Here is a 25,335-nt window from a genome sequence, read left to right as displayed (position 1 = left end):
TTCATCGTCGGCACGCCGCCGGGGGCCCGTGGGCCGCCCGGCGGGGTGCTCTCGACCTACCTTGGTACAGGATCGATGCGCCGGCGATCAGTAGGGACGGCTGTCGATGACCTCGGCGGCCTGCTCCTGGGTGAAGGTCTGGTCTTCGACGTAGACCTCCTTCTCGACCTCCTCGCCGGCGAGCACGTCCTTGACGAGTCCCGCCGCCAGGTCGCCGAGCAGGGGGTTGCATTCGACGATGAAGTTGATCTTCCCGTCGACGAGCGCCTGCATGCCGTCCTTGACGGCATCGATCGACACGATCTGGATGTCGACGCCGGGTTCTGCCCCCGCCGCCTCGATGGCCTCGATCGCGCCGAGCGCCATGTCGTCGTTGTGCGCATAGACCAGGTCGATGCCGTCGGCGCCGTACTTCTGGAGGAAGCCCTCCATGACGGTCTTCCCGCCGTCGCGGGTGAAGTCGCCCGTCTGCGAGTCGATCTTCTCGATCGCCGTTCCTTCGACGGCCTCGTCGAAGCCCGCCGCGCGGTCGTTGGCGGGGGCCGATCCCGTCGTGCCCTCGAGCACGACCATCTTCGTCGGGGTGTCGCCGAACGTCTCGGCCGCCCACTCCCCGGCCATGACGCCTTCCTTCTTGAAGTCCAGGCCGACCCAGCTCGCGTAGAGGTCGTCGGGCGCCGAGACGGTGCGGTCCTCGAGGACAACCGGGATGCCGGCATCCGCCGCCTCCTGCAGCACGTCGTCCCAGCCGTCCTCCACGATCGGCGCGATGACGATGGCGTCGACGCCCTGGTTGATGAAATCGCGCACGGCGGCGATCTGGGCAGCGGTGTCGTTGTCTGCCGCGTTGAAGACCAGCTCGAAGCCGTTGTCGGCCGAGAAGGCCTCCTTCATCGACTCGGTGTTCGCCGAGCGCCAGCCCGACTCCGAACCGGTCTGGGCGAAGCCGACGGTGATGACCTCGTCGCCGCCGCTCCCGGCGTCGCCCCCGTCAGCGTCTCCGCTCGCGCAGCCGGTCGCGGTGAGGGCCAGGGCCCCCAGTAGCGCGAACCCGGCGAGAAGCTTGTTCCTGCTCATTCCAAAACCTCCTCGTTCTGGTCCGGCATCGCTGCCGGCTCGTTGTGATGCGGGTCGCTGCTGTGCGACTCCGACGCTGGAGATGTTAGCCCTCACATTCCGGTCGCTGGCAAGATGTTAGCGGTAACAGTTCCATAACGCGAGAGCCGCGCATGAGATGCGTCTCCGGCCGGACAGCCTCGCGCAACGGTTGAAGTGAGGGATAACATCTGTCGCAAAGGGTGCTGGGCGCGCGACCGGCGGCAGCGGCTGCCCGCGCGGCGAGGCGGATAGGGTGAGCGCGATGAGCGAGCCGCGAGCGAGTGCCCCGTCGTCCAGCCGTGTGGGCGTGCGCGACGTCGCCCGCGCGGCGGGGGTCTCGACGCAGACGGTGTCGCGCGTCATCAACGAGCAGCCGAACATCCGGCCCGAGACCCGGGACCGCGTCCTGCGCGCCATCGCCGATCTCGGGTACCGCGTCAACAACGCCGCCCGGGCGCTCGGCACGCGCACCACGCGCACCCTCGGGGTGATCGCGTCCGATGCGACGCTGTACGGGCCGGCCGTCGGCATCGCCGCGCTGGAGGCGGCCGCACGCGAGTCCGGGCGGTGGATCGCGACGGCATACGCGGATGCCTCGGACGAGGCATCCGTCCGCGACGCGGCCGATCGCCTGCTCGGGCAGGGGGTCGACGGGCTCATCGTCCTGGCCCCGCACGCCGCGACGCTGCCCGCGCTGGTGGACGCGCACGCCGGGATCGCCGTCGCGGCACTGCACTCCGGGCAGGGCGCCTCCCCGCAGGAGGCGGGGGCGGCGCTCGCCGTGACGCACCTGCTCGCCCTCGGCCACCGGCGCATCGCACGCGTCGCCGGTCCCGACGACTGGCTCGAGGCCCGTTCTCGCGAGGCCGGCGCGCTGCGGGCGCTGGCCGAGGCGGGGATCGAGCCCGGCCGGCGATGGAGCGGTGACTGGACCGCCGCGGCCGGCGCGGCGATCGCGGGCGAGGTGGCCGCAGCGGTCAGCGCATCCGAGGGGCCGACGGCCATCGCGGTGGCCAACGACCAGATGGCCCTGGGGCTCATCGCGGGCCTGCGCCACGCACAGCTGGACGTCCCGGGCGACGTGAGCGTCGCCGGATTCGACGACAACCCGGATGCCGCGTTCTATCGCCCCGCGCTCACCACGGTCGGGCTCGACCTCGCCGGCGAGGCCCGCCGTGCCGTCGCCGAGGTGCTCGGCGCACCGGCGCCGGCGGTCGCGCCCCCGCGGCTGGTCGTCCGGGCGTCCACGGCGCCGCCCCGCTGAACGCGGGCGTCGAACCACCGGTGCGAATCGTCGGTGTTACCGGTAACATGGCGTCCCGGGCGATGCTCTGCCCCACTTCTCGACACGAGACCCGATGGAGGACCCCGTGACCAGCCCCGACCCGGCGACGCCGCCGCCCTCGTTCTCCGCCGAGGTGGAGGCATCCATCGCCGCCGTCCGTGCCGAGGTGGCGGCGCTCCACGCCGAGCTCGTGCGATACGGCCTGATCGTGTGGACGGGCGGGAACGTGTCGGGACGCGTGCCCGGAGCCGACCTGTTCGTCATCAAGCCGTCCGGCGTCTCGTACGACGACCTCGCGCCGGAGAACATGATCCTCTGCGACCTCGACGGTGACGTCATCCCCGGAACGCCGGGGAGCGACCGCAGCCCGTCGAGCGACACCGCCGCGCACGCGTACGTCTACCGGCACATGCCCGAGGTCGGGGGAGTCGTGCACACCCACTCGACGTTCGCGGTGGCGTGGGCCGCGCGCGGCGAGGAGATCCCCTGCGTCATCACCGCGATGGCCGACGAGTTCGGTGGGCCCGTCCCGGTCGGGCCGTTCGCCATCATCGGCGACGACTCCATCGGCCGCGGCATCGTCGAGACCCTCACCGGACACCGCTCGCGCGCCGTGCTGATGCAGAACCACGGACCGTTCACGATCGGGGTGTCGGCGAAGGACGCCGTCAAGGCCGCCGTCATGGTCGAGGACGTCGCCCGCACGGTGCACTACGCCCGCGAGGCCGGCCCGCTCATCCCCATCCCGCAGGAGGCCATCGACCGCCTCTACGACCGGTACCAGAACGTCTACGGCCAGAGCTCGGACGAGCGTCGCAGCGGTGCCGACGACGGTGCGGAAGAGGCCGGCCGGTGAGCGCGGACGCGATCCGGGCCGGGCGCACGGCGCTCGGCATCGAACTGGGCTCGACCCGCATCAAGGCGTGCCTCGTGGATGCCGACGACCCGGCGAACGTGCTCGCCGTGGGCTCGCACGCGTGGGAGAACCGCTACGAGTCGGGCCTGTGGACCTATTCGCTCGACGAGGTCTGGTCGGGGCTGCAGGACGCGTACGCCGAGCTCGTCTCCGACGCCCGGCAGCGCCACGGCGTGGCGCCCGGGACGTTCGGGGCTATCGGCGTCTCGGCGATGATGCACGGCTACCTCGCCTTCGACGAGGCGGGGGCGCTTCTCGTGCCGTTCCGCACGTGGCGCAACACGAACACCGGCGCCGCGGCGGCGGAGCTCACCGAGGCGTTCGGCGTGAACATCCCGCTGAGGTGGTCGATCGCACACCTGCACCAGGCGGTCATCGACGGCGAGGCGCATGTCCCCGCCCTCCGGTTCGCCACCACACTCGCCGGCTACGTCCACTGGAAGCTGACGGGCGAGAAGGTGCTCGGCGTCGGAGACGCCTCGGGGATGTTCCCGATCGGCGCCGGGACATCCGGCTACGACACCGCGCTGCTCGCACGCTACGACGACCTCGCCGCCGGTCGTCTGCCGGTGGCCGGCGTCGCGGAGCTCCTGCCCGAGATCCGCGTCGCCGGAGAAGCCGCCGGCGCGCTGACGGCCGAAGGGGCGGCGCTGCTCGACCCGTCCGGAGCGCTGCGCCCCGGCATCCCGTTCTGCGCCCCCGAAGGCGACGCCGGGACCGGCATGGTCGCGACCAACGCCGTCGCCCCGCGGACCGGCAACGTCAGTGCGGGCACGAGCATCTTCGCGATGGTCGTGCTCGAGCGGCCGCTCGAGCGCGTGCACCACGAGCTCGACCTCGTGACGACCCCCTCCGGCGATGCGGTGGCCATGGTCCACTGCAACAACGGCGCCAGCGAGCTCGCCGCCTGGGCGGGGATGTTCGCGCGGTTCGCCGAGGCGTCCGGTCGCCCGCTCGCCGACGACGCCGTGTACGAGACGCTCTTCCGCGAGGCGCTCGAAGGCGAAGCCGATGCCGGCGGGCTGCTGGCCTACAACCACCTCGCCGGCGAGCCGATCGCCGGGCTCGCCGAGGGGCGTCCGCTGTTCGTGCGCACGCCCGACAGTCGACTCACGCTGGCGAATGCGATGCGCGCGCACCTCTACGGCGTCTTCGGCACGCTGGCGTTGGGCATGCGCGTGCTCGAGGACGAAGGGGTCGGCCTCGACCGCATGTTCGCGCACGGCGGCATGTTCCGCACCGCGGGCGTCGCGCAGCGCTTCCTCGCGGGCGCGCTCGGCGCTCCCGTCTCGGTCGGCGACACCGCCTCCGAAGGCGGCGCGTGGGGGATCGCCGTGCTGGCCGCGTACGCGCGGGCGGTGGCGAGCGCGGATGCCTCGGCCGAGGCATCCGTCATCTCGCTGTCGTCCTATCTCGACGCGCGGGTCTTCGCCGACGCCGCCGTCGAGACCGCCGACCCGGAACCCGCCGACGTCGCCGGGTTCGCCGCCTACCTCGACCGCTACCGAGCCGGCCTCGCCGTCGAAGCCGCCGCGGTCACCGCTCTCTGAAACCCGAAGGAACAACGATGACCCGCACGCCCCTGTCCACCTCGCTCGACACCTACGAGGTCTGGTTCGTCACCGGCAGCCAGAACCTCTACGGCGAAGAGACCCTGCGCCAGGTCGCGGAGCAGTCCCAGGCCGTGGCCGAGGGTCTGGCCGGCCTCCCGGTCAAGGTCGTGTGGAAGCCGGTTCTGAAGGACTCGGACTCGATCCGCCGCCTCGCCCTCGACGTCAACGCCCGCGACGACGTCATCGGCGTCGTGGCGTGGATGCACACGTTCAGCCCGGCGAAGATGTGGATCGCGGGACTCGACGCACTCCGCAAGCCGCTGCTGCACCTGCACACGCAGGCGAACGTGGAGCTGCCGTGGGCCGACATCGACTTCGACTTCATGAATCTGAACCAGGCCGCGCACGGCGACCGCGAGTTCGGGTACATCCAGACCCGTCTGGGTGTGGCGCGCAAGACGGTCGTGGGTCACGTCTCCAACCCGGCGGTGCGGCAGCAGGTGGAGGACTGGCAGCGCGCCGCCGCGGGCTGGGCGGCGTCGCGGTCGCTCAAGCTCGCCCGCTTCGGCGACAACATGCGCTACGTCGCGGTGACCGAGGGCGACAAGACCGAGGCGGAGCTGCGGTTCGGGGTGCAGGTGAACACGTGGGGCGTGAACGAGCTCGTCGCCGCCGTGGAGGCCCAGACCGACGCGGACGTCGACGCGCTGGTGCAGGTCTACCTCGATGAGTACGACGTCGCGGCCGAGCTGCGGCCCGACGGCGACCGCCACCAGTCGCTGCGCGACGGCGCCGCCATCGAGCTCGGCCTGCGGTCGTTCCTCGAGGAGGGCGGCTTCGGCGCGTTCACCACGTCGTTCGAGGACCTCGGCGCGCTGAAGCAGCTGCCGGGCCTGGCGGTGCAACGGCTCATGGCCGAGGGGTACGGGTTCGGGGCCGAGGGCGACTGGAAGACCGCGATCCTCGTCCGGATCGCCAACGTCATGGGCGCGGGCCTCCCCGGCGGGGCGAGTCTGATGGAGGACTACACCTACGACCTCGTCGCCGGAGACGAGAAGATCCTCGGCGCGCACATGCTCGAGGTCTCGCCGTCGCTGACCACCGCGAAGCCGCGTCTGGAGGTGCACGCGCTCGGCATCGGCGGCAAGGACGACCCGGTGCGCCTGGTCTTCACCGCCGACCCCGGCCCCGCGCTCGTCGTCGCGATGAGCGACATGCGCGACCGGTTCCGCCTCGTCGCCAACGTCGTCGAGAACGTCGACGCCCCCGACCTGCCCAAGCTCCCCGTGGGCCGGGCGGTGTGGAAGCCGGCACCGGACTTCGCCACCAGCGCCGCCTGCTGGCTCGCCGCCGGCGCCGCACACCACACCGTGATGACCACCGCGGTCGGCATCGAGGTGTTCCGCGACTTCGCCGACATCGCCGCCACCGAGCTCGTCGTCATCGACGAGGACACCACCGTGCGCGGCTTCCAGCGCGAGCTGCGCTGGAACCAGGCGTACTACCGCCTCGCCCAGGGGCTCTGACCTTCGTAATCCCCGGTTTCGAGCGCCCCGAACCTCGCCGCTACTCTGGTTGGCGGCATCCGCCCCCCTTCCGCAAGGAGCCCACATGGCACGTCCCCCCGCTTCCGGAACCCAGCACGCGCTGCGTGCGGGTGACTACGAGGCCGTCGTCGCGAGCGTCGGTGCGACGCTGCGCTCGCTCACCTACCGGGGCCGCGACCTCGTCGTGCCGTTCGAGGCCGACGAGGTGCGTCCGGCGCATCGAGGTGCGACCCTCGCACCGTGGCCCAACCGCGTGGTCGACGGCACCTACTCGTTCGGCGGCCGCGACTTCCAGCTGCCCCTCACTGAGCCGGCGCGCTCGCACGCGCTGCACGGCCTGGCGACGTGGCTCGACTTCGAGGCCGTCGACAAGGGGCGCGACCACGTGACGCTCGCCGCCGTCATCCAGCCGCAGACGTTCTACCCGTGGCGCCTGGTCATCACGACGACGTTCTCGCTGGGTCCTGACGGCCTCACGCAGTCGGTCACCGCCCTCAACGAGAGCGAGCAGCCGGCGCCCTGGGGGACCGGGCCGCACCCGTACCTCGTTGCCGGGGACGGTCGCGTCGACGGCTGGACTCTCGAGCTGCCCGCCGCTCAGGTGCTCGCAGTCACCCCCGACCGCCTCATCCCCACCGGCCTGGTCGCGGTGGACGCCGACGACCCCGAGCGGTTCGACTTCCGCTCGCCGCGGGTCATCGGCTCCGCCGAGATCGACCACGCGTACTCCGGACTGATCCGCGATGCCGACGGCTACGCCACGGTTCGCGTGACGGATGCCGCCGGCTCCGGCGTGCAGATGACGTGGGATGCCACGTGCCCCTGGGTGCAGGTGCACACCGCCGACAAGCCCGACCCGGCGCAGAGCCGTCTCGGGCTCGCCGTCGAGCCGATGACGTGCGCACCGGATGCCTTCAACGCCTCGTCGTACGACTACGACGCCGGTCTCATCGAGATCGAGCCGGCGGCATCCGTCACCGCGTCCTGGCGCATCGCCGCGATCGACTGATCTCTGCCGTGACATGACGAAGGCGGAGCCGGCCCCCCGGGCGGCTCCGCCTTCTTCAGGTGCGGGTCAGTTGTCCCGCAGGTCTTCCTTGATGTCGTTGCGCGTCTTCACCGAGTCTCGCTCGCGCTCGGCTTTGCGAACCTCGGCATCCGCCTTCATCTCGTCGACCTTGTCGCCGATGCGATCTGTCGTGTCTTCGAATCCACGCTTGACCTTTTCGCCGACGGCCTCGGCCGTCTCTTTGGCGTCATCCATGAATCCCATCGGTCACTCCTCTCGAGAGGGATGTGACTCCGACGCTACGTGGGACCCCCGCTTTCAGAGGGGGGCCTTGATTCCCCGGCCCGGGTCCGCTAGAGCGGCAGCGCAGGGGAGTCGACGTCGTCGCCCGCGGCCTCTCGTTCTTCCGGACTCGCGAACGCCCGGCGGACGCTAGCCTTTTCGAGGGAGGTGCGATGGGCAAGACCGCAGAGGCGATCGCCGAAGGGGTGTCCATCGCGTCCGCCGCCGCTCGGCTGGCCATCCGCAACCGGATCCTCGTCGAGACGATCGCACACGACGCGCCGTTCGACGTGGCGACGTTCACGCCGTTCGCCCACGAGACGCTGATCGCGCTGGCCGACGAGCAGGACCAGGCGGCCGCGCTCGTGAGGAGCCAGCGCAAGAAGGCCTGGGGCAAGTTCACCGACCCCGACGGCACGCACGACTACCGCGACCGCGACACCCGCAACCTGCGCCGGAGGGGCCGTCAGTACGCCGGCGTCGCCCACGCGCTGCGTCGCATGGCCGACGACCCGCACGTGGTGCGCACGCTCATCGAGCAGTCCCGCGACGCCGCCTGGGGCGACGTCGAGGCCAACCTCCAGCGAAGGCTGCGCGTCGAGGGCATGCGACCAGAGCTCGACCCCGACTACGACCGCATGCGGGCCGCGCGCATGCAGTCGATCCGCCTGGTCGACCTCCCGCGTCTGGCGTCCCACAAGCGCCATCAGGATGCGAAGACGGATGCCGCGCCCTCCGGCCCGACCCCGACTCCCTCTCCGCGCATCTCCGGCATCGACGCCAGCGAGCTCGACTCCTGACGCCAGCGCGACGGCCGGCGAGGGGCGGACACGCCCGGGAATCCGGCATCCTCCCGCCGATTCGCGCCGTGGGTGGCCGTGAGGTATTCTTGACGACGTTGTGCGCTGCTGCGAACGACATGCGCCCGTAGCTCAATGGATAGAGCATCTGACTACGGATCAGAAGGTTAGGGGTTCGAGTCCCTTCGGGCGCGCACTGTGTTGAGACAGTGACCTCGAGAAGAGCGCCGGTTCGCCGGCGCTCTTCTTGTTCCTGCGGTCCATCGCCGGGTTGGCGGCGACGGAGTCAGGATCCGACGATCGAGCGTCGGCGCCGCGCGGTTGATTACTCGGTCGGCGCGAGTGACGGCCACAACGTGGCGACGATGTCTTCCGTGTAACCGTCCGGCGCGAAGTTGGTCCAGTGCGTGGCGACCCAGCCGGTATCCCGGAAGTAGTGCGTCTCTCCCACGGTGGCGTAGAGTTCCCCGTCGACGAAGACGTCCTCCCGGGTCCGGCAGATCGTGCCCTCGGCGTGCTGCTTGCACGTCATCCCGGACTCGACGGCGGCCTGCGCGACTGATGTCGATTGCCCCGAATCCACCATGGTGACGTTGGTCGAGAGTCCGTACTCGGATGCCCCGCCCCAGGTGCACCGGAGAGTCGGGGCCTCTTCGAGTACCTCCCGGCCGGCCGCCAGCTCCGTGGACGGCGTGGTATGCAGGGGATCGTTGAGCGGCGGCGCCGTGGCTGTCAGGTGGGCGAACATCGCGTCGGAGTAGATGTCTGCGCACGCTCCCGGAAGCACCAGGGCGGTCGCCCCATCGTCAGAAGGGGCGGCAGACGAAGAAGGAGTCCCCCTCGGCGGAGGTGGGCTGGATGCGGTCGGCGGGGTGCTGACGGAAGCCTCGGGTGGCTTCGCGCAGGCGGCGAGCGCCACGACGAGGAGCGCCACGCCTGCGAGGGCGGACACGGTGCGTACCGCGTGCCGGTCGATGGTTGCCACGGCGTCTCCCGAAGCTCGAGGGAAGTCCGCGTAGGCCTCGAAGGCATTCGATTGCGCCGCGTCCGCGCCGACCCGCCAGGCGGGGAACGCCCCGACGACCTTCCCGTTTCCCTCGAATGGTTCGGCAGCGGCGGAAGGGATGTCGGTCGACCGCTTGATGATCTCGTTGTCTGCGCTCATACCAAGTAGTGTCCGGATCGGGCCGAGACGGTTCACGATGCATCGTGCCACCGACTGCGGTCGCTCACGAGGGTCCATCGCCGACCCCGGCGATCGTAGGCTGCGGTCCCCTTCGTCCTTGGACATGGCCGGCGACCGCCGTCTGTGACCAGCCCAGGGATCAGATATCCCCGACGTGCCAGGTCGCCCCCCACCACGACGATCCGCATAGTGGACCTCGCGGTCCTCGGCGTTACAGGTGGATGTGGATGCGGTAGAGGCTGGTGGATGCGGTGATGTAAAGCGTCGTACCGTCCTCGCCGCCGAAGCAGACGTTGGACACGATCTCGGGAACGGGGATCGCGCCGACACGGGCACCCTCCGCATCGAAGACGACGACGCCGGTGGCGCTGGATGCCCAGACGCGCCCGCGGGCGTCGACGCGCAGGCCGTCGCACACTCCGTCCTCGATCAGCGCGAAGGTGTCTCCCTGATCGCATGCGCCGTCGTGCACGCGGTAGCGGCGGATGTGGTGGGGGACGCCCGGCTGCGTGGCCCCTGCCGTGTCCGACACGTAGAGGACCGTCTCGTCCGGTGAGAACGCGAGTCCGTTCGGATGCACCATATCGGTGATCACCGGCCGCAGCTCTCCCATCCGCTCGTCGAAGCGGAACACGAAGCATCCTTCGTACTCGGGCGCCGCGGCGTGTCCTTCGTGATCGGAAAGGATGCCGTAGGGCGGATCGGTGAACCAGATCGCGCCGTCCGAAGCGACCACCACGTCGTTCGGCGAATTGAAGCGCACACCGTCCCACCGATCGACGATCGGCGTCACGACCCCGTCGACGTCGCGCTCGATCCGGCGCAGTCCGTGCGAGCACTGCACGACCCGACCCTCGAGATCGAGGGTCCGACCGTTCGTGAACTCGACTCCGGCTCGATACACGTCTACGCCCCCGGTCGCGGCGTCGAACTGCAGGATCCTGTCGTTCGGGATATCGCTCCAGCGCACGGCTCCAGCATCCGGGAGCCAGACCGGTCCCTCGGCCCACGCCATACCGGTGTACAGGCGCTCCAGCTGTGCACCCGGCTGAATCAGAGGCGTGGTCTCGGTCATTCCAGGGTCAACTCTCCCGGGGGCAGGGCGCAGGCTCAAGACGCAGGCTGAGCGAAGTGCAGAAGGAGCAGCTGCGGACGGCCGGAGACCGCGCGCGCCGCGTCAGGTACGTATGCCAACAGGGACCATGGCCACGCCGGCCAGTCGCCGATCTCGGCGCTCGGCCTCGGCAGCGGCGAGTCGTCCCAGTGGAGGGCGGGCTCCTCGACGGCGCGCAGCTCGAGTCCCGCGGCGAGCGCGGCCCGAAGATAGTCGCCGAGGGGATGCCGGAATGCCGGGGCTAGGCGGCGCTCGCCGTCGGGTCCCAGACCCTTGATGCCCGAGCCGATCGTGGTGAGCTCGCGATGCACGTCTGAGATGAGGAGCGCGCCACCCGGGCGCAGCACGCGGGCGAACTCGGCGAACACCGGGCCGAGATCGCTGATGTGGACGAGCGCGAGCGCGCACACGACCACATCGACCGATCGGTCGGCGAGAGGCAGTCGATCGACTGATCCCAGGTGGAAGTCGCCCTCCGGGACACGCTCGCGGGCCAGTTCGAGCATGTCCTGTGACCCGTCGACGCCGATCATGGTGTGGCCGAGGTCGGCGAGGATCCGCGCGAATCGGCCTGTGCCGCACGCGGCATCCAGGGCGACGCCACCCTCGCGGTGCGCCAGCCATTCGGTGATGACCGGCTCGTCGATCGCGAAGAGGCCACCGCCCGCATTCGCGTCGTAATCAGATGCCTGCTGCTGATAGGCGACGTCAGCGGCCACGCGCTCCGCGAGCACCCCGCGATTCTGGAGTTTCCCGTCGGCGAGCAATCGGCGGATCTCGGCGACCCGGTCTTCGACGAAGGCTTGATCGTGGTCACCGGCCCATGCGTCGAGCAGAGCGGACCCTTCGATGCCGAGCAGATATGCAAGAGGGTCCTGATAGATCACGATCAAGGAGCGTAGCCAGCGCCACGCGCGCAGACCAAGGCACGGCTACTTCCTTCGGGCACCCGTTCAGGGAGATCAACGGCCGCAGCGCACGCATGTCCGCCGGGTAGCGCGCATACGTGGCGATCGCCGGTCGAGGGCCGAGCCGGCGAATCCAGGCAGCCTCCCCAGTGCGGAGCGCCCAGGTGCGAGGCCGTTGAGCATTGCGACTGACACGATCGGCGCCAGGGCCCCTCTTCTCGTTTCTGCTGCAGTTCGCCTCCCTTCTTGTTCCTCATGCCGTCCGGCTGCAGCCATGCGGGCGAGTGGCGCGACCGGGTCAGACGGCCGGTTCCGGCTGCACGACATCCGGGAGTTCGGGGACGAGCACGAGCACGATGTCCTGGACTTTCCAGTCGATCTCGATGCACGCGAGCCGGGCGCTCTCGAGGTGATCCATCGAAGGCGGCTGACCCTCGCGCGGGACGACGAACGCCTCGATGTGGAACACGTGCCCCTCGTCGCGCGTACGGCACCCCGCTTCGGCGACCCACGGCAGTCCGCGAAGGTACTTCTCCACCTCTCGGCCGACGGGGTGCGGCTTCTTGTCGTCGAAGGTGGTCGCGCGCTCATCCATCAGGTCGAGGGTCGCGGCGCGCAGATTGCGGAAGCCGTCGTAGAGGATGCTCCCGGAGATGAAGAGTGCGGCGACGTAGTCGAGCCACCAGAGCCCGATGCCGACGCCGGCGACGCCCACGATGGAACCGGCCGCTGTCATCCAGTCGGCCTTGTTCATGTCGGCGTCGGCGTAGAGCACCTTGTTGTGCAGCTCGCGTGCGAGCCTCAGCTTTGCCCGCCCGATGATGACGGGTGGCACGGCGATGACGGCCATGACGCCGATCATCAGCCACCCGAGCCAGATCACCTGGCCGAACAGCACGACGGTTCCGATCGTCGGGTGCTCGCCGCGGAGGAGCCCCGTACCCGAATCGATGATGAGGAAGGTTCCCATCCCTGTGAGCGCCACCGCGGCCACGAGGTGCCCGACCCCCACCGACCGGTGAAAGCCGTAGGGATGGTCGGGAGTGGGTGGCCTCCGGTTGATCCGTACCGCGATGAGGAAAGCGATCGGAGGGATGAATGACAGCAGGTCTTCGAGCCAGGCGGCCTTCATCGCCTGCGAGTTGCCGAGCACGAGGAACACGAGGATGACACTGACGGCGAGAAAGCCGATCGTGATCCACTCGAGCCGGATGGCCCGATGCAGGACCTGGACCTGCTTCTCAGGCAGCTTGGTCCTGCCGAAGCTGATGCTCATCGCAACCTCGCAGCCTCGTGCGTGAGGAAGGTCTCGAGGCTGGTGAGGAACGCGTTCTCGCCCATCGGGACCAGCATCACGAGCTTGTGCCTCTTCCCGTCCTCGTCGGTGAACTCGCCGTACGGCCTCGTCACGCCCGCCTTGTCCGCCCACGGCGTGGCATCAGTCAGCCCGCCGATCACGAGATCGACATCCTCCCGCTCCAGCGCCCGCACCAGTGCCTCTTCGGAGCCGACCGTCCACTCGATCTCCGCGTCGACCGTCTCGGCGAACGACTCGACAAGCGCAGCCTCTGAGCCGGCCACCGCGTCTCCGGTGACGGAGGTGAAGTCGCCGTTGGGGGACACGCCGACGTTCAGGGTGCCGCCCGACACGCGATCCAGTGTGCCTTGGGGATCCGCGGGAACGGCGGCGCATCCGGTCAGCAGGAGCAGCGATGTCGTCAGCGCCAGGACTCTCCGCATGACATCACGATAGGCGCGCTTCTACGAAGGCCCGGCGAGGCGCAACGAAGGCAGCCCGAACATCTCCCCATCGACCTCATGATGCGGACGATCCCGGACCGCAGCCGGAGACGACGTCGCGCTGATCCTGAGGCCCCTTCCCTCTGGGCGTGTGCGCCATCATCATGGACCTGTCCGCATCGAGCGATGGAGGTCGAGATGAGCGTGTATCGAGTGATCGATGTCGTCGGCACGAGTGCGTCCTCGTGGGAGGAGGCGGCCCGAGAAGCGATCACTACAGCGTCCGGGTCGCTCCACGACCTGCGCGTGGCGGAGGTCACGAAACAGGACGTCGTGGTCGGCGACGACGGCGCGCTGCTGTTCCGCACCCGGATCCAGCTGTCGTTCAAGTACGTGCCGGAGTAAGCCGGGCGTCACCATCAAGACCCCACGGTCACGACTGTGTTCGGTCATCGTGCGCGCTGTCGCGGTGATCCGCGACGTCCGGCTCCGCCCGCAGCAGGTCGGCGGCCTCCTCCTCGGGCCGAGGAGCGATGGTCTCGTCGAGTTCGATCTCCGGGATGTCCGGCTCGCCGGGCCCGGGCACCCGGTGTGCGGGTACGTGCTCATCGTGGACGGACATCGCAGCCCCCTTCGCGGAAGAAACCCAGCGTACGTCGACGCGCCCTGGCGGAGACGGCGCGCGCTACCTCCGCTGCTCGAAGATCCCTGCCGTGATCGGCACCGCGACCGCGCCGCAGACGATCAGCACGCCGAGCACGAACGCCGGTGCCGAGAGGATCGGCAGCGAGAACGAGATCCCCAACAGCACCATCCCGCCGATGAGCAGGATCAGATAGATGACGAACAGCATCGTCCACCTCCAGAGGTCGATTCCCTCCTGAATACTCCCCGATTCGCTCCGGCGCGAGGGGGGTTGCGTGCGGCCTGGCACGTCGCGTACGGGCGGGCCACAATGACGCCATGAGACTCGTGCAGGTCGCGCAGCACGCCGAGGATCTCGAGCGTGCTGCGGCCTTCTACTCCGCACTGCTCGAAGCGCCTGCAACCGCTGTCTTCGATCCGCCCGGGCTCCTCTTCTTCGACCTCGACGGGGTGCGACTCCTGCTCGATCGCGCGGCCCCACCGTCTCTCCTCTACCTCCGCGTCGACGACGTCGACAGGGCACTCGAGCGGCTCGGGGGTCGCGCGGACGTGGTCTCGCCCCCGCACGTCATCTTCACGCACACCGACGACACGCTCGGGCCCGCCGGGCACGACGAGTGGCAGGCCTTCGTGAAGGACTCCGAGGGCAACACGGTAGGGCTCGTCTCGTTCCGGCCTTCGGCGTGAGTCGACAGACTGCCTCGCGGAATCGCCGTGATGCGCGCATCGTGCTCCTATCGACTCGGTAACGCCCTGCAGATCGCACGGGGCGTGCTTTAGCCTGGTGGCGATGAGCGCCTACGTCTCGGCGTTCGAGCTGTTCTCCATCGGCGTAGGACCCTCGAGCTCCCACACGGTCGGCCCCATGCGGGCGGCCCACGACTTCGCCGTGCGGCTGCGCGCCTGCGGTGCGCTGCCCCGCGTGCGGCGGGTCACCTGCACGCTCTACGGCTCGCTCGGCGCGACCGGCATCGGCCACGGCACGCCGGACGCGGTGGTCGCAGGCCTGCAGGGACACGAACCCGAGACGGTGGATCCGGATGCCGTCCGTGCGGCGTGGAGCGGATGGCCCGACGGCGAGACGCTCGCCGTCGCGGGCGTCCACGCCGTACCGTTCCGGCGCGACGACGTCGTCTTCGCGCCGCGGACCAGGCTGCCCGCGCACCCGAACGCGATGACGCTGGAGGCGTGGGCATCCGCTGACGACGGCCCGGCACGCGCGCTGAGCGGTCCCGGCATCCGCGAGACCGGCGCGTCCGCCGCGACGGTCGAGATCGAGCCGGTGTCCGGTGCCGGCCTCATCGCCCGCGAGACGTACTACTCGGTCGGAGGCGGATTCATCCGCCGCGAGGGTGACCCGTCGACCGGCGCGGGCGCCACTGCGTCAGCGTCTGTGTACCCGATGGATTTCGACAGCGCCGAGCAGCTGCTGGCGCTGTGCGATGAGCGGGGCCTCACGATCGCCGAGGCCGCCCGCCTCAACGAGACGGCGCTTCGCAGCGAGGAGCAGGTCGCCGAGGGGCTGGACGCCATCTGGGATGCGATGGCCGCCTGCGTCGAGGCCGGTCTGCGCGCCGACGGCGTGCTGCCGGGCATGCTGGGCGTGAAGCGGCGTGCCGCTGCCATCCGCGCACAGCTCGAGACGGCGGAAGCGGACGGTCGCCGCGAACTCCCGGGGGAGTGGCTCGGTGCCTTCGCGCTCGCGGTCAACGAGGAGAACGCCGCCGGTGGCCGCGTGGTGACCGCGCCCACGAACGGCGCCGCGGGGATCGTGCCCGCCGTGGCGATGTACTGGTGGCGCTTCCTCGCCGATTCGGGGCTCGGCGCCGGCAACGCGGTCACCCCGTACGGCGAGCTCGTCGGCAGCGCCCTCCTCGGCTACCACGGGCATGCCGCCGCGCCCGAGGCGATCGCCGGGTGGGACGAGCGCGAGGTCGCCGAGGCGAACCGTCGCCGCGGCATCCGTCGGTATCTCCTCACCGCGACGGCGCTCGGCTCTCTCTTCAAGGCGAACGCGTCGATCTCGGGGGCCGAGGGCGGCTGCCAGGCCGAGGTCGGGTCGGCGTGCGCGATGGCCGCCGGCGGGCTCACCGCCGTGATGGGCGGCACCAACCGCCAGATCGAGAACGCGGCCGAGATCGCGATGGAGCACCATCTCGGCCTCACCTGCGACCCGGTCGGCGGGCTGGTGCAGATTCCGTGCATCGAGCGCAACGCGATCGCGGCGTCCACCGCCGTCACTGCGGCGCGGCTCGCGCTGCGCGGCGACGGCTCGCACTACGTCTCGCTCGATGCGGTGGTCGAGACGATGCGGCAGACGGGGATCGACATGTCGCACAAGTACAAGGAGACCAGCGAGGGCGGGCTCGCGGTCAACGTCATCGAGTGCTGACGCGTTCGTTCACGGCGAACGGCGGATCTAGCACTCGCACCCCTCGAGTGCTAATCTGTGATTAGTTGAGTCGACTCGACTCAACTCCAAGAACGAGAGGAGACAACCATGGCTACGTATGACCCGTTCCGTGATCTCGATCGTCTGGCGTCGAGTCTCTTCGACACGCGACGCGGCCCGCGCCGCATGCCGATGGACCTGTACCGCGATGGCGACCACTATGTCCTGACCGCCGATCTGCCGGGCATCGACCCGGGATCCGTCGACATCGACGTGGACGGCCAGCTGCTGACCATCCGCGCCGAGCGCACCCTCCACAGCGGCGAAGACGTCAAGTGGATCACCCGTGAGCGCGAGGCCGCGAGCTTCCTGCGGCAGCTCAACCTCGGCCAGGGGATCGACACCGACAGCATCTCCGCCAGCTATAACAACGGCGTGCTGAGCGTCACGATCCCCGTCAGCGAGAAGGCGAAGCCGCGCAAGGTCGAGGTGACGACCGAGGGGTCGTCGCCCACCATCCAGGCGCACGAGTCCACCTCGGACGCGCCGCAGCCCATCGAGCAGTGACCGGCTGAGCCGCACACGATCGACGGATGCCTCGTCCCCACGTCGGGGACGGGGCATCCCGTCTTTCCGCACGGCCCGGGAGCGAGGCCGCAGCAGCCGGTCCGGGCCCGCTCAGCCTCCGCTGCGGCGGCCGCGGCGGACGCGATCGAGCGTCTCGCCCGCGGCGACTCCGGCGAGCACGACGGAGGCGGCGACGGTGAGCCACAGCGCACCGATCCCGCCCGAGGCCAGCGCCACCGCGCCGACGACCAGCAGCGCCGCGATGCCCGCGAGCTGGGCACGCGCCCACCGCTGCTCGAGCACGCGCCGGAAGAGGACGCAGCCGATCAGGAACAGCAGCGGGCCCAGCAGCACGGCGACCGTGGGCGCGAAGCCGGCTGCCCGCGGATGGGCGAGGGCCTCCTTGTCGCCCACGCTCAGCGCGACGATCCCGCCGATGATGGCGAGGTGGATCCAGGTATACGCCGTCCGCGCGAGGCGGCCGGGCTCGTCGGCCGCCTCGATCGCCTCCGAGCCCAAGCGCTCGCCGTGATCGAAGTAGATCCACCAGATGGCGGCCGCGGCGGCGAACGCCGCCGCCATGGCGATGATGGACTCGGCCGATGACTCCTTCGCCACGAAGGCGAACCCGGTGACCAGGAGCCCCTCGCCCAGGGCGATGAGGACGAACAGGGCCGTGCGCTCGGCGATATGGGGCCCGGAGAGGTCCCAGGCGCCGATGAGCACGCGGCCGCGTCCGGGGACGGGGAAGCCGAGGATGGTGCCGAGGAGCTCCACGGCGAGGGCGGCCGCCCAGAGCGGCAGCTGCCACCACAGCGGCAGCAGTGCCCCGGCGATCCACAGGCCCGCGGCCACAGCCGTCCAGACCAGCACCAGCGTGAAGTCGTGCGACACCTGGCGGTCATGGCGACGCGTCGCCCACACGATGAACGCCGTGCGGCCGATCTGCAGCACGACGTAGGCGAGGGCGAATGCCCACGCCCGCTCGCCGAACGCCTCCGCGATCGCCACGCTCATCACCAGGGCCACGAAGGCGAGGCCGATCACCACGCCACGCACGGGCAGCGCGACGGGGTCGAGCCAGTTCGTGACCCACGTGGTCGAGACCCACGCCCACCACAGGGCGCACACCATGATCACGCCCTCGAGCAGGCCCGCCGGATTCTGGTGCTCGGCGAGATAGCTCGACAGCTGCGTCAGGGCGAACACGAAGACGAGGTCGAAGAAGAGCTCGACATAGGTGACGCGGTCGGCGCGCGGCGAGTCGGTCGGGCGCATCACATCGCGCGCCAGCCCAAAGGTCATGCCTCATCCTGGCACTGCGGCCCTCGTTCACCGGCTCCCGCGGCCGGTGAAATGCCGGCGGCAGCGGGCCTGGTAGGACTCGATGCCGCCGATCTGCGCGCGCGTCGGGATCCTGGCGTCACCGGCATCCGCTGCCGAGATCCGCTGATGGAATGCGGCGTCCTCCCCGCACACGGCGCACACCGCGGTCAGCTTGATCACGTCCTCGGCGATCGCCATCAGCGACGGGAGGGGCTCGAAGGGCTCCCCGTCGAACGTGACGCACAGGCCCGACACCACGACGTCCACGCCGTCGGCGACCAGCCCGTCCACGGCGCCGACGAGCTCGGGACCGAAGAACTGCGCCTCGTCGACGGCGACGAGATCCAGGTCCCTGCCGCGCACGGCGGACACGAGCCCGGCGACGTCGGCGACCGGCCTCGACGCCACGCTGAGTCCCGAATGGGAGCTGACCTGACCCTCGCCGCGCCGATCGTCGAGCGCATGGCTGAGCACCTCGACCGACAGCCCGGCGATGCGCGCGCGGCGGACCCGCCGCAGCAGCTCCTCGGACTTGCCGGCGAACATCGGACCGGCCACCACCTGCAGCCTGGCCTGGTTGCGTGTGTGCATGGCGCCCACCCTACGGCTGCCCATGCCCGGACGCGGTGCCCGGACTCCGGGCCTGCGTCTCCGGACCTCTTGACGGCGTGCCGCCGCGGGGTCACTGTTCACACGTGATGAATATGCCTGCAGCGGATGCCGTCACGGTGCGCGGGCTGCACGTGAGGCGCGGCACCACCGAGGTCTTCAGGGACCTTCATCTCGAAGTTCCGCGCGGAGAGATCACGGGCCTTCTGGGACCGTCCGGCTGCGGCAAGACCACACTGATGCGCGCGATCGTGGGCGTGCAGAAGGTCGAGGGCGGCACCGTCACCGTGCTGGGGGAGCCGGCCGGATCGGCGGCGCTGCGCCGGCGGGTGTCGTACGACACGCAGGCGGCCTCGGTCTACGGCGACCTCACCATCCGGCAGAACATGCGGTACTTCGCCCGGCTCGTCGGCGCCCACCGCTCGGACGTCGACCGCGTCATCGAGCAGGTCGGGCTCGCCGACCAGCGCGATCAGACCATCGACTCCCTCAGCGGCGGCCAGGAGACGCGGGTCTCGCTCGGTGTGGCGATGCTCGGCGCGCCGGAGGTCCTCGTGCTGGACGAGCCGACGGTGGGCCTGGACCCGCTGCTGCGCGCCGAGCTCTGGGACGTCTTCCGCGCACTCGCCGACGCAGGGGCGACGCTCATCGTGTCGAGTCACGTCATGGACGAGGCGCTGCGGTGCGACCGGCTGGTGCTGATGAGGGCAGGGCGCATCATCGCCGACACGACCCCCGGCGGTCTGCTCGCCGACACCGGAGAGACGGATCCGGATGCCGCGTTCCTCGCGCTCGTCCAGCAGGACGCGCTGCGGCGGGCGCAGGACGCCCCGGCCGACGCCCACGAAGGCCACGCCCTGACCCGCCGTGAGGCACGCCGGAACGCGGACGCGCCCGCGCGACGCGCGAAGGACGGGGGTGCGCCGTGAACGGCACCCTGACAGTCGCGACCGCCGGCCGCGTGCTGCGGCAGCTGAGCCACGACCCGCGCTCGATCGCCCTGATGCTCGTCGCCCCGAGCCTGCTGGTCGGGCTGTTCGCGTGGCTGTTCAGCGATCTGGACGGCGTCTTCGACCAGTTCGGGGGGCCCATCCTGGCGCTCTTCCCGTTCATCGTCATGTTCCTCATCACCTCGATCACGACCCTCCGCGAGCGCAGGTCGGGCACGCTCGAGCGCCTGATGACGACCCCGATCCGCAAGACCGACTTCATCCTGGGGTACGGCCTCGCCTTCGGGCTGATGGCGACCCTGCAGGCGATCGTCACCGTCACCTTCGCGGTGTGGGTGTGCGGGCTCGACGTCGACGGACCGCTCTGGCAGCTCGGCCTCGTGGCCGTCGTCGACGCGATCCTGGGCAGCGCGCTCGGACTGTTCGCGAGCGCGTTCGCGCGGACGGAGTTCCAGGCGGTGCAGTTCATGCCGCTGATCGTGTTCCCGCAGATCATCCTCGGCGGCCTGTTCATGCCGCGCGAGGACATGCCCGACGCGCTGTACCAGATCTCGAAGGTGCTGCCGCTGAGCTATGCGATCGACACGATCAACGCGGTGACGGCCGGAGACGAGGGATGGGACGTGTTCGGGCCACTGCTCGTCGTGGTCGCGTTCGCCGTCGGCTCGCTCATCCTGGCGTCCCTCACGCTCCGCCGTCGCACACCGTGACGGACCGGCCCGCGGCTCAGCAGCTGGGCTGCTTCTTGCGCAGCTTGGCCGTGAGGTCGCGCAGCTGAGCGAGCTCGTCGTCCGAGAGCAGCGACATCCGCTCGGCGATCGCACGTCCGTGCGCGCTCGCGATCCGGCGGAACAGCGACGCACCGGCATCCGTCGCGGTGACGAGCGCTCCGCGGCCGTCGTCGGGATCCGCGCACTTCGTGAGCAGCCCGCGCGTCACCATGCGGTCGACCAGTCGCGAGACGCTGGGCTGGCTGATGAGCATGTTCGCCGTCACGTCGCGCAGGCGCGCGGTCATGTCGGCGGCTCGGGTGACCGTGAGCAGGACGTCGTACTCGGCCTGGCTCAGGCTGTCGTCGTGGAAGTCGTCGTTGATGTCGCCGAACACCTCGTGCTGCGCGCGGAAGAGACTCTCCCAGGCGTCGATGGCGAGGCGGCGATCGGTCATAGCGTCCAGATTAGAGCCTCGGGTCGACCCTAGGCTGGCCCCATGGGGACTTCTGCTGCCGTGCCTTCGCGCGCACGGCGACTCGGGATCGCCGGCCTCGCGCTCGCCGTGTTCGCCGGCCTGCTGCTCGCGCTCGCCGTGCCGGTACCGGTGCACGCCGGCGTCGACGACTTCTCGTTCGACAGCCTCGACGTCGAGTACCAGCTCGACCGCACAGGCGACGGCACCAGCACGCTCACCGTCGTCGAGACCTTCGTCGCCCGGTTCCCGGACATCGACCAGAACAGGGGGATGCGCCGCATCATCCCGGACTCGTATCAAGGGGCGCCACTGAACCCGCAGCTCGTGTCGATCACCGACGAGAGCGGCGCCGAGCGGGCGGCGGAGGCGGAGTCCGAGGACGGGTTCTACATCATGACGTCCCGAGCCGACGGCTACGTGCACGGCGTCCAGACGTACGTCTTCACCTACACGCTCGAGAACGTCACGCGGTACTTCGCCGACACCGGCGCGGACGAGTTCTACTGGGACGTCAACGGCACCGCGTGGCCGCAGCCGTTCGGTCGCGTGACGGCGCGCGTGACGATGCCCGACGAGCTCGCCGCCGCACGCACCGGCGCACAGGCGTGCTACTTCGGGCAGCAGGGCGACGACCAGACGTGCCCCATCCGCGACGAGGCAGGCGCGGTCGTGGCATCCGTCGAGGGTCTTCAGCCGTACCAGACCATGACGATCGCGATCGGGTTCGAACCCGACACGTTCATCGAGTTCGATTCCTCGTACTTCGCGTCGCCGTGGGGCTGGCTGCAGGCCGGCGTCGCGCTGGTGGGCCTCGGGAGCGCGCTCGCGCTCGCGGCGGTCGCGCGCGTCCGTCACCTGCGCGACGATCCGGGGCGACCCGTGATCATCGCTGAGTACACGCCGCCGCGCGGGATCGACGCGCTCGAGAGCGCCGTGCTGCTGGGCCGCACGACCAAGGCGATCCCGGCCGAGGTGCTCGAGCAGGCGGTGGTCGGCAGCATCCGCATCGAGGAGGGTCCCCCGAAGTGGTTCGGCGGCACGCGGCTGAGGGCCGTGCTGGTGAACCCCGCGCTCGCGGACGGGGATGGACGGATGCTGCTGCCCGGCCTCTTCCCCAGTGGCGTGCCGGGGGAGGAGTTCGAGTTCGGCCGCACCGACACGCGGTTCTCCACCACCGCACAGAAGGTGCTCAAGGCGGCCGCCTCGGAGCTCGGGACGCGCGGCCTGCGACGTGCGGTGCCGCTCAAGGCCCGGGTGTGGCCGATCGTCATCGCGATCGGCTCGGCGGTGCTGGTGCTCCTGTTCGGCCTCGGCGCACTCGCCGCCTTCGTGAATCCGTTGTGGCCGATCATGCTGATCATCGCCGCCGCGTTCGTCGCGATCATCGTCGGGGCGATGGTCGCGCGCAGGCCGCTCACCGCCGCCGGGGCCGAGGCGCGCGACCACCTCGGGGGGCTGAAGCAGTTCATCGAATGGGCAGAGGCCGACCGCATCCGCATGCTGCAGTCGCCGCAGGGCGCGGAGCGGGTTGCGGTCGACATCTCCGATCCGCGTGTGAAGCTCAAGCTCTACGAGACCCTCCTGCCGTACGCGGTCGTGTTCGGGCAGGAGAAGGAGTGGTCGAAGGAGCTCGCGGTCCTCTACGGCGAGGGCAACTCGCCGACCTGGTACGCGGGCACCTCGGGCTTCAACGCCGCGGCGTTCTCGGCGGGCATCTCGACCCTCTCCGCCTCGGCCGCGTCTTCGTCGTCCTCCGGCGGCTCGTCCGGCGGCGGGTCCGCCGGCGGCGGCGGGGGCGGCGGCGGTGGCGGCGGAGTGTAGGCGGAGTGTGACCCGCATCAACGCTCCTTCGTCGCATTGATCCGGGTCGCGGCAAGAGTAAGGGCCGGTCGGAGAGGCTACCGACCGGCCCTTGTCCCTTGCACCAAGAGTGTCCTGCAATCACATGTCGGCAGCTGCCACAGCAAAACAGTTACCGTGCAAGCACTCTATAACGACCAGGTAACGGTGGCAAGCATTCGTCGTTATGTTTTCGTGATGGATCGCGGCCAGGGGTGGGAGGATGTGTCCGCACAGGGTGAGGGCCGGTCGGAGAGGCTACCGACCGGCCCTTGTCCCTTGCACCAAGAGTGTCCTGCAATCACATGCCGGCAGCTGCCACAGCAAAACAACTACCGTGCAAGCACTCTATAACGACGAGGTAACAGAGGGAAGCTTTCGCCGTTATCTTCTTGTGATGAATTCGCTGAGAGTGCGGGCCGCGCATCCGCGCCGAGCCGAGCGACGCGGCCCTTGACCACGGCGTCGGGATGTGTACAGTGTGAACATACGCATCCGCACACTGGGAGGTTCCGATGCCGAGCACGACCGACCACGCTCTTCCGCCCGTCGTCGACGCCGAGTCGTGGCGCCGAGAACTCGCCGAGCTCCGTGTCCGCGAGAAGGCAGCCACTCGTGAGCTCGACGCCATCGCCGCGCAGCGGCGGCGCCTGCCGATGGTGGAGCTGCCGGACTACTTGCTCGTCGGGAAGGACGGGCCGGTGCGGCTCGTCGACGTCTTCGACGGCAGGACGCAGCTGATCACGTACCACCACATGTGGTTCGAGGGGAAGGAATGGCACTGCCCCGGCTGCACCGGGTACACCTCGCAGTTCACCCGGCTGGAGTTCCTCGAGCCGTACGATGCGCGCTTCGTGATCGTCACGACGGGGCCGATCGACGAGGCGCTGGCCTACAAGGAGAGGACGGGGAACCGGATGGAGTGGTTCTCGACGGCGGACAGCCCGTTCGGCGCCGACATGGATGCGCCGGCCGGCGGCGGGTTCGCGGTGAACGTCTTCCTCCGCGACGGCGACACGGTGTACCGCACGTGGCACACCGACGGCCGCGGCACCGAGCAGCTGAGCCATACCTTCCCGCTCATCGATCTCCTCCCGTTCGGACGGCAGGAGTCCTGGCAGGACTCTCCGGAGGGCTGGCCGCGATCGGACACGTTCGACGGCTGGCTCAGCTCGCAGCAGGTGGCAGAGCTCTACGGAGCCGGCTCGGCCCGTCGCGACTGAGCCTCAAGACGAGGATGCCGCACCCCGCGACTGCGGCCGGGGTGCGGCATCCGTCATCCGAGCGCGCCGATCAGCGCGCGCCGGTCAGTACCAGTCCGTGGCCTGGCTGTGTCCCCACGCGGCGCACGGTGTGCCGTAGGCGCGCTTGATGTAATCCAGGCCCCACGCGATCTGCGTCGTCGCGTTGGTCTGCCAGTCGGAGCCGAAGCTGGCCATCTTGTCGCCCGGGAGCGACTGGGGGATGCCCGTCGCGCCGCTCGAGCCGTTGTAGGCCTGATAGTTCCAGTCGGACTCCTTGTCCCACAGCGAGTCGAGGCACGAGAACTCGCCGTCGCCCCAGCCGTACTGCGACGCCGCCATCTGGCGGGCCGTGGCCTTCGCGCCGTCGACGGTGTTGGCGGCGGCCAGCGCGGCCGCGGCGGCAGCGGCCGCCTCCGCCTGGCGCTGCGCCTCGGCGGCGGCAGCAGCGGCGGCTGCGGCGGCGGCCTCTTCGGCGGCCTTCTTCTCCTTGGCCGCGTCGAGGTGCCCGCGCAGGTCGGCGACGCGCTCCTGCACCTCGGCGGTGACGGCCGTGGCGTCGGCGGCGAGACCGGGGATGAGCAGCATGGGCACGACGTCGAGCTTCGAGAGGCGCTCGGCGGCATCGTGCAGCGCCGACGTCTCGATCGTGGTGTCCTCGACGCCGATGTCGAGACCCGAGGCCTCGATGTCGGCCGTGAGGGCATCGGCCTCGGTCTGCGCGACGCGAGCGGCCAGGAGCGTGCCCTGGGCTTCGACGCGGATGTCGCGGAGGGTCTCGGCGGCGGCATCCGGCGCGGCGGCGGTGGCGATCGCGGTGGCGGCCAGCGGGGCGGCGGCCGCGAGGGCGGGGGAGGCGAGCGTGAGGCCCGCGGTCAGGATGATGCCGAAGGCGGTGCCGGTGGCGACGGCCGGGCCGAAGAGTCGGTGACGGCGGCGGAGGGAGCGACGGGAGGGAGCAGGCGACTGGTCTGTATGCATGGGGAACGTAACGAATCTCTCGGGTATCGCGCCGCGGGTACCGGCGCCCGTGCGCCCTCGGGTCGGACACACAAGTCCCCGAGTCTGCCTCATCCCGTCTGGACGACTCCCGGCCGTTTGCTGAACGGAACCTCAGAGCGGTTTCCCGCAGAAGTGCTG

27 protein-coding genes and 1 tRNA gene are annotated in these 25,335 nt (G+C 70.1%); 15 read left to right on the top strand and 13 right to left on the bottom strand.

Translation table 11 applies throughout. From position 1 onward, the window contains the following. Positions 1-87: 87 nt before the first annotated feature. The gene (locus ACWGUG_RS11365; RefSeq protein WP_452324718.1) at positions 88-1,077 is read right to left on the bottom strand and encodes an ABC transporter substrate-binding protein; all 990 of its coding nucleotides are present in this window, start codon (positions 1,075-1,077) and stop codon (positions 88-90) included. A gap of 283 nt (positions 1,078-1,360) precedes the next feature. Between ACWGUG_RS11365 and ACWGUG_RS11360 the strand changes: the two genes are divergently transcribed. The 5 genes from ACWGUG_RS11360 to ACWGUG_RS11340 all read left to right on the top strand — a co-directional run bounded on the left by ACWGUG_RS11360 (position 1,361) and on the right by ACWGUG_RS11340 (position 7,408). Continuing rightward, on the top strand, positions 1,361-2,362 hold the full coding sequence (locus ACWGUG_RS11360; RefSeq protein ID WP_452324717.1) for a LacI family DNA-binding transcriptional regulator: 1,002 nt from the start codon (positions 1,361-1,363) through the stop codon (positions 2,360-2,362). Between the two features lie 94 nt (positions 2,363-2,456). Next, positions 2,457-3,239: an L-ribulose-5-phosphate 4-epimerase gene (locus tag ACWGUG_RS11355; protein WP_336394687.1), complete on the top strand. Its 783-nt coding sequence runs from the start codon at positions 2,457-2,459 to the stop codon at positions 3,237-3,239. Then, entirely contained in the window at positions 3,236-4,849 is a 1,614-nt protein-coding gene (locus ACWGUG_RS11350) for a xylulokinase (RefSeq protein WP_452324716.1), read from the top strand. The genes ACWGUG_RS11355 and ACWGUG_RS11350 overlap by 4 nt, the downstream gene beginning before the upstream one ends. 17 nt (positions 4,850-4,866) lie before the next feature. Continuing rightward, complete coding sequence (araA, locus tag ACWGUG_RS11345) at positions 4,867-6,378, top strand: L-arabinose isomerase (RefSeq protein WP_452324715.1); 1,512 nt, start codon at positions 4,867-4,869, stop codon at positions 6,376-6,378. An 85-nt stretch (positions 6,379-6,463) separates the two neighbouring features. Then, the gene (locus ACWGUG_RS11340; protein WP_452324714.1) at positions 6,464-7,408 is read left to right on the top strand and encodes an aldose 1-epimerase family protein; all 945 of its coding nucleotides are present in this window, start codon (positions 6,464-6,466) and stop codon (positions 7,406-7,408) included. 66 nt (positions 7,409-7,474) lie between these two features. Here the strand turns inward: ACWGUG_RS11340 and ACWGUG_RS11335 are convergent, their stop codons facing one another. After that, complete coding sequence (locus ACWGUG_RS11335) at positions 7,475-7,663, bottom strand: hypothetical protein (RefSeq protein WP_452324713.1); 189 nt, start codon at positions 7,661-7,663, stop codon at positions 7,475-7,477. Positions 7,664-7,863: 200 nt separating this feature from the next. On the opposite strand from ACWGUG_RS11335, the gene ACWGUG_RS11330 reads away from it, so the two are divergent. Together ACWGUG_RS11330 and ACWGUG_RS11325 are read left to right on the top strand one after the other, a co-directional pair. Further along, positions 7,864-8,490 (top strand): asparagine synthase, encoded by a 627-nt coding sequence (locus tag ACWGUG_RS11330; RefSeq protein ID WP_336394692.1) that lies wholly within the window; start codon positions 7,864-7,866, stop codon positions 8,488-8,490. Between the two features lie 121 nt (positions 8,491-8,611). After that, positions 8,612-8,684, top strand: a tRNA-Arg gene (locus tag ACWGUG_RS11325). A gap of 131 nt (positions 8,685-8,815) precedes the next feature. Here the strand turns inward: ACWGUG_RS11325 and ACWGUG_RS11320 are convergent. The 5 genes from ACWGUG_RS11320 to ACWGUG_RS11300 form a co-directional block, all read right to left on the bottom strand. After that, positions 8,816-9,655, bottom strand: a complete 840-nt coding sequence (locus ACWGUG_RS11320) for a hypothetical protein (RefSeq protein WP_452324712.1) — start codon at positions 9,653-9,655, stop codon at positions 8,816-8,818. A 232-nt stretch (positions 9,656-9,887) separates the two neighbouring features. Next, positions 9,888-10,751 carry an SMP-30/gluconolactonase/LRE family protein gene (locus ACWGUG_RS11315; protein ID WP_452324711.1) on the bottom strand — a complete coding sequence of 288 codons (864 nt, stop codon included), beginning with the start codon at positions 10,749-10,751 and terminating at the stop codon, positions 9,888-9,890. Positions 10,752-10,786: 35 nt separating this feature from the next. Beyond that, positions 10,787-11,677 carry a class I SAM-dependent methyltransferase gene (locus tag ACWGUG_RS11310; RefSeq protein ID WP_452324710.1) on the bottom strand — a complete coding sequence of 297 codons (891 nt, stop codon included), beginning with the start codon at positions 11,675-11,677 and terminating at the stop codon, positions 10,787-10,789. Positions 11,678-11,996: 319 nt separating this feature from the next. Beyond that, positions 11,997-12,974 carry a cation diffusion facilitator family transporter gene (locus tag ACWGUG_RS11305; RefSeq protein ID WP_452324709.1) on the bottom strand — a complete coding sequence of 326 codons (978 nt, stop codon included), beginning with the start codon at positions 12,972-12,974 and terminating at the stop codon, positions 11,997-11,999. Further along, positions 12,971-13,438 carry a transglycosylase SLT domain-containing protein gene (locus ACWGUG_RS11300; RefSeq protein ID WP_336394697.1) on the bottom strand — a complete coding sequence of 156 codons (468 nt, stop codon included), beginning with the start codon at positions 13,436-13,438 and terminating at the stop codon, positions 12,971-12,973. Before ACWGUG_RS11300 ends, ACWGUG_RS11305 begins: the two co-directional genes overlap by 4 nt. A gap of 198 nt (positions 13,439-13,636) precedes the next feature. On the opposite strand from ACWGUG_RS11300, the gene ACWGUG_RS11295 reads away from it, so the two are divergent. Beyond that, on the top strand, positions 13,637-13,843 hold the full coding sequence (locus ACWGUG_RS11295) for a dodecin family protein (RefSeq protein ID WP_194396520.1): 207 nt from the start codon (positions 13,637-13,639) through the stop codon (positions 13,841-13,843). 28 nt (positions 13,844-13,871) lie between these two features. On the opposite strand, the gene ACWGUG_RS11290 is transcribed toward ACWGUG_RS11295, so the two are convergent. After that, on the bottom strand, positions 13,872-14,060 hold the full coding sequence (locus tag ACWGUG_RS11290; protein WP_378883704.1) for a hypothetical protein: 189 nt from the start codon (positions 14,058-14,060) through the stop codon (positions 13,872-13,874). A gap of 63 nt (positions 14,061-14,123) precedes the next feature. Continuing rightward, entirely contained in the window at positions 14,124-14,291 is a 168-nt protein-coding gene (locus tag ACWGUG_RS11285; protein WP_336394699.1) for a hypothetical protein, read from the bottom strand. A gap of 110 nt (positions 14,292-14,401) precedes the next feature. Between ACWGUG_RS11285 and ACWGUG_RS11280 the strand changes: the two genes are divergently transcribed. The 3 genes from ACWGUG_RS11280 (at position 14,402) to ACWGUG_RS11270 (ending at position 17,042) form a co-directional block, all read left to right on the top strand. Continuing rightward, positions 14,402-14,770, top strand: coding sequence for a VOC family protein (locus tag ACWGUG_RS11280; RefSeq protein WP_336394700.1), 369 nt, complete (start codon positions 14,402-14,404; stop codon positions 14,768-14,770). A gap of 103 nt (positions 14,771-14,873) precedes the next feature. Then, positions 14,874-16,475: an L-serine ammonia-lyase, iron-sulfur-dependent, subunit alpha gene (locus ACWGUG_RS11275; RefSeq protein ID WP_452324708.1), complete on the top strand. Its 1,602-nt coding sequence runs from the start codon at positions 14,874-14,876 to the stop codon at positions 16,473-16,475. A gap of 108 nt (positions 16,476-16,583) precedes the next feature. Next, positions 16,584-17,042 carry an Hsp20/alpha crystallin family protein gene (locus tag ACWGUG_RS11270; protein WP_378883698.1) on the top strand — a complete coding sequence of 153 codons (459 nt, stop codon included), beginning with the start codon at positions 16,584-16,586 and terminating at the stop codon, positions 17,040-17,042. A 111-nt stretch (positions 17,043-17,153) separates the two neighbouring features. Here the strand turns inward: ACWGUG_RS11270 and ACWGUG_RS11265 are convergent, their stop codons facing one another. Further along, the gene (locus ACWGUG_RS11265) at positions 17,154-18,347 is read right to left on the bottom strand and encodes a low temperature requirement protein A (RefSeq protein ID WP_336394703.1); all 1,194 of its coding nucleotides are present in this window, start codon (positions 18,345-18,347) and stop codon (positions 17,154-17,156) included. A 27-nt stretch (positions 18,348-18,374) separates the two neighbouring features. Further along, complete coding sequence (locus ACWGUG_RS11260; protein ID WP_336394704.1) at positions 18,375-18,959, bottom strand: thymidine kinase; 585 nt, start codon at positions 18,957-18,959, stop codon at positions 18,375-18,377. 107 nt (positions 18,960-19,066) lie between these two features. Between ACWGUG_RS11260 and ACWGUG_RS11255 the strand changes: the two genes are divergently transcribed. Beyond that, a complete protein-coding gene (locus tag ACWGUG_RS11255; RefSeq protein WP_452324779.1) occupies positions 19,067-19,906 on the top strand; it encodes an ABC transporter ATP-binding protein in 840 nt (279 codons plus the stop codon). After that, positions 19,903-20,637: an ABC transporter permease gene (locus tag ACWGUG_RS11250; protein WP_336394705.1), complete on the top strand. Its 735-nt coding sequence runs from the start codon at positions 19,903-19,905 to the stop codon at positions 20,635-20,637. The genes ACWGUG_RS11255 and ACWGUG_RS11250 overlap by 4 nt, the downstream gene beginning before the upstream one ends. Positions 20,638-20,653: 16 nt before the next feature. Here the strand turns inward: ACWGUG_RS11250 and ACWGUG_RS11245 are convergent, their stop codons facing one another. Next, positions 20,654-21,094, bottom strand: coding sequence for a MarR family winged helix-turn-helix transcriptional regulator (locus ACWGUG_RS11245; protein WP_336394706.1), 441 nt, complete (start codon positions 21,092-21,094; stop codon positions 20,654-20,656). 42 nt (positions 21,095-21,136) lie between these two features. Between ACWGUG_RS11245 and ACWGUG_RS11240 the strand changes: the two genes are divergently transcribed. Both ACWGUG_RS11240 and ACWGUG_RS11235 read left to right on the top strand, forming a co-directional pair. Next, positions 21,137-22,936, top strand: a complete 1,800-nt coding sequence (locus ACWGUG_RS11240) for a DUF2207 domain-containing protein (protein ID WP_452324707.1) — start codon at positions 21,137-21,139, stop codon at positions 22,934-22,936. Between the two features lie 533 nt (positions 22,937-23,469). After that, positions 23,470-24,177, top strand: a complete 708-nt coding sequence (locus ACWGUG_RS11235) for a DUF899 domain-containing protein (RefSeq protein WP_452324706.1) — start codon at positions 23,470-23,472, stop codon at positions 24,175-24,177. Between the two features lie 84 nt (positions 24,178-24,261). Here ACWGUG_RS11235 and ACWGUG_RS11230 read toward each other — a convergent pair whose 3' ends face one another. Further along, entirely contained in the window at positions 24,262-25,176 is a 915-nt protein-coding gene (locus tag ACWGUG_RS11230; RefSeq protein ID WP_336394709.1) for an aggregation-promoting factor C-terminal-like domain-containing protein, read from the bottom strand. Positions 25,177-25,335 lie beyond the last annotated feature (159 nt).

Source organism: Microbacterium sp. NPDC055455, from assembly GCF_053619935.1.
Note: the sequence above shows the minus strand (reverse complement) of the source record. Positions and strands in the feature narration are given on the sequence as shown.